Source organism: Shewanella sp. SP1S2-4 (assembly GCF_031932075.1).
GTDB classification, from domain to species: Bacteria; Pseudomonadota; Gammaproteobacteria; order Enterobacterales; family Shewanellaceae; genus Shewanella; species Shewanella baltica.
The window spans coordinates 37934-45617 of sequence record NZ_JAUOET010000033.1; the positions used below are offsets into that span (position 1 = coordinate 37934).

The 7684-nt window shown below is 38.7% G+C and carries 6 protein-coding genes and 2 pseudogenes; 7 read left to right on the forward strand and 1 reads right to left on the reverse strand.

All coding sequences use genetic code 11. The annotated features are described in order from the left end of the window. Window positions 1–8 precede the first annotated feature (8 nt). From Q4Q52_RS20095 to Q4Q52_RS20125, 7 genes and pseudogenes are all read left to right on the forward strand, one after another. A pseudogene (locus Q4Q52_RS20095) lies at window positions 9–545 on the forward strand (DUF6641 family protein); the annotation flags it as partial. 69 nt (window positions 546–614) lie between these two features. After that, window positions 615–1058 (forward strand): JAB domain-containing protein, encoded by a 444-nt coding sequence (locus Q4Q52_RS20100; RefSeq protein ID WP_115335485.1) that lies wholly within the window; start codon window positions 615–617, stop codon window positions 1056–1058. 19 nt (window positions 1059–1077) lie between these two features. Further along, window positions 1078–1482, forward strand: coding sequence for a DUF2787 family protein (locus Q4Q52_RS20105; RefSeq protein ID WP_311991471.1), 405 nt, complete (start codon window positions 1078–1080; stop codon window positions 1480–1482). Window positions 1483–1613: 131 nt separating this feature from the next. Next, window positions 1614–1946 carry a YegP family protein gene (locus Q4Q52_RS20110; protein ID WP_011847750.1) on the forward strand — a complete coding sequence of 111 codons (333 nt, stop codon included), beginning with the start codon at window positions 1614–1616 and terminating at the stop codon, window positions 1944–1946. A 439-nt stretch (window positions 1947–2385) separates the two neighbouring features. Next, a pseudogene (locus Q4Q52_RS20115) lies at window positions 2386–3483 on the forward strand (ISAs1 family transposase). A 110-nt stretch (window positions 3484–3593) separates the two neighbouring features. Continuing rightward, complete coding sequence (locus Q4Q52_RS20120; protein ID WP_311991472.1) at window positions 3594–5120, forward strand: hypothetical protein; 1527 nt, start codon at window positions 3594–3596, stop codon at window positions 5118–5120. 5 nt (window positions 5121–5125) lie between these two features. Beyond that, window positions 5126–6262: a hypothetical protein gene (locus Q4Q52_RS20125; RefSeq protein ID WP_311991473.1), complete on the forward strand. Its 1137-nt coding sequence runs from the start codon at window positions 5126–5128 to the stop codon at window positions 6260–6262. On the opposite strand, the gene Q4Q52_RS20130 is transcribed toward Q4Q52_RS20125, so the two are convergent. Further along, window positions 6259–7530, reverse strand: coding sequence for a hypothetical protein (locus tag Q4Q52_RS20130; protein WP_311991474.1), 1272 nt, complete (start codon window positions 7528–7530; stop codon window positions 6259–6261). The two genes, Q4Q52_RS20125 and Q4Q52_RS20130, sit on opposite strands and share 4 nt — an antisense overlap. Window positions 7531–7684 lie beyond the last annotated feature (154 nt).

Consider the following 7684-nt stretch of genomic DNA (forward strand, 5'->3'; position numbering starts at 1 on the left):
AGCAATACAACCCACTAAACCACGAAAAGGAACACCCCATGACAACATTATTGAGTTCGCTCAAGGTTATCGCTCGCCCTGAAATCGCCGTTAAGCCACCTATCATCGGCAAAAGAACCCGCTTGGTTGACAAGCTGAAGCAGCAATTGGATATGGCCGAATGCTTTATTCAAGGCCGCGAGTTTGAAGCCTACCGTGAGAAAAGTGTCAAAGACCCTGAGACAGGAGAGCGTAAGAAGGTGCGCCGCCGTATCACAGTGCGCCCATGGTACTACGACAGTGAAGGTCACTATTACTTCGAAGTCCGTATCGGGATTAAGCCTATAGAACTGGTAAAGGATAAACCCGCCATTGATGTCGGTGATAAAGCCAAGCTACCTGACACTATCAAGCTGATTATTGATGCCGTGGAGAAAGGTGAGCTAGATGAGTTCATCCTCAAGGCCGCCAAGTTCCCAACCAAGAAGGCTAAGGCTAACGCTGAGGCCAGTAAAGAACAAAAGAGTGAGGCTAAGGGCGATACCTCAGCCAAAACCACCAAGTAATGCACACACTATCAGGAGCAGAAGGAAGCCCCTTCTCTCCTGAGTCTTTATCATCTATAGGGATAGACCATGGCGATTATCCGAGAAATCAATGTCAAATATCAGTTCAAAGAAACCCAGTGCGCCTTGGCCGAGCAAGCCATCACACGACCTGAAGATACCGCGCAGGTATTTGACTACCTAAAGCATGAAACCAAAGAAATGTTTATCGTGGCTAATCTGACAACCCAGCACACCATTAACTGTGTTGAAGTGGTGGCGACAGGTTCCGTGAACGGTATCAGTATGCGACCCGTCGAAGTGTTACGCACGGCCGTTATTCTGAATATGCCCAGCGTTATCCTTGTTCATAACCACCCTTCAGGCGATCCAACACCAAGCACTAGCGATATTCAATTCACCCGTAAAGTCATTGAGTGCGCCAAAGTGCTGGATATCAATGTCCTCGACCATGTGATTATTGGCCTTAACCGCTTTACTAGCCTTCGCGAAACCCACAGCGATTTGTTCTAACACCGACTAAGGACACACAATGAATACCATTAATAAAGAGCTGGCCTTGCCTGTCTCTGACAGACTGCTATTGGCATTAACCCCGTTTATCAGTAACCAACCCCACAATGCCGTGACGATTAACTTTCGTGATCCAGATTACAGCCCACAACGGGGTGGCTTTCATCCCGTGGAGATAAGGCTAGAGAAACACGCCGAGCAATGGCAGTTATGCTACATCACCGACTTTTGCTATGTCGGCCAAATGGGGCAATGGGAGTTGGTTAAAGAACTGGACTTTGATTTTAGCTGCGGCGTATTTCAAAGCATTAGTGGCCTACTCGTCATTGAAGCGGCAGTAGAGTTTTACCCGATATGGGAGCAAAACTTCCTGTGCTATTGGCAGGAGTTAGCCGTTTTTAATGTCAGTGTGTCAGCAGATTAACCCTCAAAACACTCAAAACCACCGTAAAAGTCACATCTCAAATAAAATGAAATCGACTACACTGATGCTCAAGCAGGAAATGTCTTCCTTGCTTGCGCTATGGACTGTCTTAAAGAATAAGGAGCAAACCCATGTCAGGATGGTATGAATTAAGTAAAAGCAGTAATGAGCAATTTAAGTTTGTATTAAAGGCGGGAAATGGAGAGGTCATTCTCACCAGCGAGCTTTACACAGGTAAGAGTGGCGCGTTGAACGGTATTGAATCCGTGCAAACCAACTCCCCAATCGAAGCCCGATATGCCAAAGAAGTGGCTAAAAACGAGAAGCCGTATTTCAACCTCAAAGCAGCCAACCATCAAATCATAGGCACTAGCCAAATGTATTCGAGCACTGCTGCGAGAGATAACGGGATTAAGTCGGTGATGGAGAATGGAAAAACAACCACCATCAAAGATTTGACCTAGGCAAGTATGCCCAGTGTGGTGCTTTGCAGGAAGGTGAATGATGAACTCTAGCAGAGTAGCGAGTTGGTAAGTATCTAACATGACTGAATTTTAGATACAAAAAAACCGACACTAAGGTCGGCTTTGAAGTGGTACCAGTGGCCAGACTCGAACTGGCACGCTTTTAAGGGCGCGGGATTTTGAATTCTACGAGACCTGCTTACTAGTAATATCTAAATACTGTAATACCCTTACGTTCAGTTTATACATTATTTACTATTAATGGCGATAGATGTTACTTTCTTTCAGTCAATCCACACAGAATCTACATATCTAGCGGTCTTATCATCGTTTACCATTCTACAAGGGTCAGGTCGTGAACGTTATTTGAGCGATTTTAGATGAATATTGACCTGTTCACGTGCTTGTGATCTTATACTCCTTTTTCAGGTCTCAGATTATGTTTATCGAATCATTCAAGCAGCATTTTAGTGCCATTGACGACCTCCATCAAAGAGCAAAAGTCACCTATCCCCTGTTCGATATACTGTTCAGTTCGCTGTGCGCTGTTATTGCGAGTTCCAATGGCTGGTTCGAGATCCGCGAATACATTCTTGGTTAAAAAACAAAAAATGTTCATCGATGGGATCCCTGCTGACGATACCATTACTAGGATAGTTTCTATGTTTGTTCCTGATAGCTTTAATGTGTGTTTTCTTGCATGGATGAAGTCGGCTCATCATCTGACGAATGGAGAAGTCATTGCGATTGATGGAAAGACACTACGTGGTTCATATATTCGTGATGTTCAAAGCAGTACTATTCACATGATAAGCGCTTATGCCTCAGCGAATAAGCTGGTACTTGGTCAATTAAAAGCAGAGTAAAAAAAAAGTAATGAAATCACAGCCATTCCAACCCTTATTAAAAATGCTAGTCCTGCGCGGGGCGCTAGTGACAATCGATGCTATGGGCTGTCAAACGCTATTGCAAAAGCGATTATCGACAAAAGTGATGACTTCCTACTGGCGGTAAAAAACAATCAAGGCAACTTGGCTAAAGCGGTAAATAAAGCGTTTAGTTGGCATCGTTCAGCTGGCTTAATTGATGACAATTTCAACATAGAAACTGGTCATGGTCGTATTGAAAACCGAACCTGCTACGTGCTGAGTTCAGCTGCACTTGACGGTGATTTTACACATTGGGAAGCACTAAAGAAAGCTTTAGGGCTGTTAAAGGCAAGGCGGCGAGCCTTGAATATCGTTACTATATAAGTTCGAAAGTGTTATCAGCAGAGCTAGCCTTAAGTGCGACTCGCGAACATTGGCGGTTCGAGTCAATGCACTGGGTCTTGGATGTCACCATGAACGAAGATACATGCCAGATATACAAAAATAACGGCGCTGAAAACCTCGCTTACTTAAGGCACATGTCTCTAAACATGCTACAAAAAGAACCGACAAAGCTCAGCATTGTTGGTAAACGAAAGAGTTGTTTAATGAATCCAGAATTTCTGAAGAAGGTGTTAATCGCTGGATTATGTGCACCGACTAAATAATGTACACTCATGCGGTCGCTCTGTCCATTCGACAAAATAATATCAATTCTTTTTTCTTTCTCAAAGAAAAAAATGTAAAATACCACAAAAGTTAGGATAGAGAACTTCGAGTGACAAAACATCAATTTAAAACGATTTACTTTCCCCAAAAAAAAGTACTATCAGGAAACCCAACGAAGGTTAATATAAGCATACCTACCCCTTCAGATAAAAATGGTTGGACACAGGACTTTATTGGAAAAACGCTAGCAATGGGTGGTGTTGAAATTCGTCATGAGTTAGGAGACCCAACACTAGAGCATTTAGAGTCACTTGCTACGAAAGAACACCGCAGCCTAAGCAATGTCATATTATCTCTGTTGCATGAGAAATATTTACAACCGAATACAAACTCAAAACCCATTAATCTCAAAAAAGAAACTGAAGCTATTGGGGTTACTTTTTCTGACAGTTTAAGAAAAGGAAGTTATGGTTGGTACCCATACGTAGAAGGTTTTTCAGCTAACTATGCTAGGGATGCAATTTTAAGAGACGGTTCTAAACCAAAAGCTATTTATGACCCTTTTGGTGGTTCAGGAACAACCCAATTATCGGCTTCATTACTTGGGATTAAGTCTTATTTTTCAGAATTGAATCCATTTATGGTTGAAGTATGTAACGCCAAAGTTTCATCAGCAGGATGGGCGAAAAATAATTTTGAAAGATTTAAAGTTATTACAAACTCTTATTTGAACCTAATTAAAGAAGATAACCTGAAACTTAAATCTAAAAGTATTGACTTATCAAACTATAATGAAGCGTTTCCAAATAGAGACTTCTTTGAAGAAAATCATATAAGAGAACTCCTCGCTGCAATGGATTTTGTAAATGATGTTAGTGAAGATGAACCTCATATACTCAGGTTATTAAGACTAGCGTGTGCTGCAAATGCAGTGGCATGCTCTAACATGACTCGAAGGGCTGATTTAAGGAGGCGAAAACCTAATGAATATAAGAACCGTGTTGTTAATGTCTCAAAAATGATCACAGAATCGATCGAGCGGATGATTCGGGATATTGAAAATTATCCTGATGAAATAGAGGATACTGTTCAAGTCTCAAATGATGCTAAAGTAATTCCTGAAAGCTACTTCGGAAAATTCGATTTAGTACTAACATCACCTCCATACTTAAACGGTACTAACTATTTTAGAAATACTAAAATTGAATTATGGCTGATGTCTTTAATTAGTAGTGAAAAAGACTTAAAGAAGTATAGGGAGCTAACTGTCACTGGAGGTATTAATGATGTATATAAAAAGGAGGATTATTTCAAGTTTGCTAGTGTTGAAGCTGTCGCACAAGAACTTGATATAAAGTCCAAAGATAAAAGGATTCCTACAATGGTACGTCACTACTTTTCGGACATGTTTGAAGTGCTTGTAAACGTACAGAAGGGCTTAATAGTTGGAGGTAAATTACTTTTAGATATTGGTGATTCAAAATTTTACGGTGTTCACGTACCAACTCATACTTTACTCCGAGAAGTTGCTGAGAAAGCTGGTTTGACATTTATTCACGAGCATACATTAGCCAAAAGATTCTCAAGAGACAAGAGCGAGCTCGTGCAAGTAGAATTAGTGTTTACTAAAGAATGAATAAAATGACAACATTATTAAAAACTAAAATAGAACAATTTCAAAACCAGTTACCATATAAAACTGAACCTTATTCAAAAAAAAATTGGGGACATCCTTTACATTCATTATGCTCTTACCAAGGTAAACTAAAGCCTTCTATCGCTTATTGGTTGATAAAAGAATTTGTACCTGAAGGTGGCTCTGTTTTAGATCCTATCGGTGGTGTTGGTACTATTCCATTTGAAGCTTCTATGTCTGGTAGATATTCAGTTTCTAATGATAAAAGTCCATTCGCGTCAACAATTGCTAAAGGTAAACTTTCTCCTATTTCGTTAGATCAATTCGAAAATTTACTAACCGTAATCAAAGCAAAATATGATCAAATAGTATTATCAGAAGATGATTATGAAAATGCAAATTTTGGTCTAAACGCTACAGTGAAAGATTATTATCATCCAAAGACTTTAGAAGAGATATTAAAACTAAAAAAAATGTTTCTTAGCAAGAATAATCATGAAAAAACAGATGGTGAGAATTTTTTTTGGTCATGTCTTTTGCATATACTACACGGAAATAGACCATATGCCTTATCGAGAAACTCACATCCAATTACACCATTTTCTCCTACAGGTGAATTTGTATACAAAAACACTTTTGAAAAGATAAAAGAAAAAGGATTGAGAGCTTTGTCTGTAGAGCTTCCATCCACTTTCGTTCATGGTCGTGGTATACACGGTGACTTTCGAGAACTAGCTAATACTTCTACTAAGTATGATGCAATTATCACCTCTCCACCTTTCTATGGAATGAGATTCGATAGACCTAATTGGTTAAGATTATGGTTTTGCGGTTGGAGCGATGAAAACTTTAAAAAAGATAGTTTAGACTATCTGGAAAGGCAGCAAGTAGCCAATATTGAAGTTTACAAAGATTTTTTTAACATGTGTCACAAAGTTATCAAAAAAAATGGAATACTTATACTCCATTTAGGGAAAGGTGGAAAAAAAGATATGTCAGAGGAGCTTAAAAAACTAGCACCTCCAAACTTCGAATATGTAGGTGAAGTGCTAGATTGTGTTGATAAAGTCGCAAATCATGGCATTAAGGATAAAGGTTTTACCAAAGCACATAATTTGCTTTTCTTCACGCCAGTATTTTAACCTACTGATTCAGGGCGGTTTTCTAATTCATCCATCACAGATAAGAAAGCCGCTTCAGAATTACCTCGCAAAATATGAAACAGATCACATTCAGGTTTTAATTCAATAACTTTTCTAGCAATGGCATTAAAAGTTCTCGCATCCCAACTCCGAGAATAATCAACTATATTATCAATAATTCTAATCAACTCTGGTTCATTTATTCCTTTCGCAGATAATTGCTCCAGTGGCAAACCAGTAATACTTGAGAGCTCAGTTAATTGCTCGTAACTATAGAAATCAACAGGAAATTTATCCTTTTTTTGATTATTATGTTCGGCACAAAGACACGTTGCATGCTCATCAATTGGCCATAAGTAGGCTAAAGGTCTTGTATGGTCCAGTTGAAACTCATTTAAAGCGACAGGATTTTTACAATAAAAGCATTTTCTTTCGAATTTTTCCCATATCTGAGATTTTAACCCAGCACCAGATCGTTCTTTGATCTCCTGCAAGATCATAGGTTCTCGTAAAAGTAACTTTCTCTCTCTAGTAATCACTGATGACTCGTGAAGCTGATCAGTTGTTCTAAGTGGATTAAAAGTATTATTTATTCTCCACTTTTTGCAAGATCTACATTCATTCTGATGATTTGAAATTTTTGCATTATGCTTATGGAACGATATTGCACCGGGCAAATCACTTCTTAAAGGCAATAAACGTTGACAGAATGAACACTTCTTAAGCTCAACATCAGCTCCCTCAGTTATTTTGATATGAGAATATTGTTCTTCATCCAAATCTACATCTATACTGTTGGAATGCTCGAAGTAATAGGTTTCAGGACTTAAATGATTTTGGTTCAGAGCTTCAATGAAACCTGCAATACTAGTAATATCTTCTGAAAGTTCAAGCTTGTCTAGTTCAAGCCCCCATGCAGAAAAATTAATACAATTATCAAACTCTAAATGAACACGTATTCTAGCTGATTTGAGACCCGCCACAGAAACACAAAGACCTACTCTATTCCAATTTTGTATAAGCTTAAAAGATTCATCATAAAATTCACCATTTATTTCTATTCGCAAATTAAGATGTGTATCTCGTGTCGGAAAAATAAAACCACCAAATGCCAACAAAGACACATCGTCCTTAAATTCAACAAACTTACTAAATATAACTTTTCCTGATGGTATTTGCAGCTGCTGAGATTTTTTAATATGTATATCTTGATAATCCCTTTTCGATCCATATGAGTCATTACGTGTTTGTACTGCTAAACGTCTCATCCATTTATCCCCCTATTGATCTAAAAAATAAGCAAAATATAAAACAGTATAAGATACTGCACATGCTTTTTTTGTCAATAAAAATCATAAGCCTACACTATAATGATTCGTCGTCAGAGCCAAAGTAAAAACTATCGCTTTACCGTATTAACTA

What these genes read in the sequence shown, in the direction of transcription:
- Q4Q52_RS20100 (WP_115335485.1), top strand. Translation starts at nt 615, where the DNA reads ATGGCGATTATCCGAGAAATCAATGTCAAATATCAGTTCAAAGAAACC.
- Q4Q52_RS20105 (WP_311991471.1), top strand. Translation starts at nt 1,078, where the DNA reads ATGAATACCATTAATAAAGAGCTGGCCTTGCCTGTCTCTGACAGACTG.
- Q4Q52_RS20110 (WP_011847750.1), top strand. Translation starts at nt 1,614, where the DNA reads ATGTCAGGATGGTATGAATTAAGTAAAAGCAGTAATGAGCAATTTAAG.
- Q4Q52_RS20125 (WP_311991473.1), top strand. Translation starts at nt 5,126, where the DNA reads ATGACAACATTATTAAAAACTAAAATAGAACAATTTCAAAACCAGTTA.
- Q4Q52_RS20130 (WP_311991474.1), bottom strand. Translation starts at nt 7,530, where the DNA reads ATGAGACGTTTAGCAGTACAAACACGTAATGACTCATATGGATCGAAA.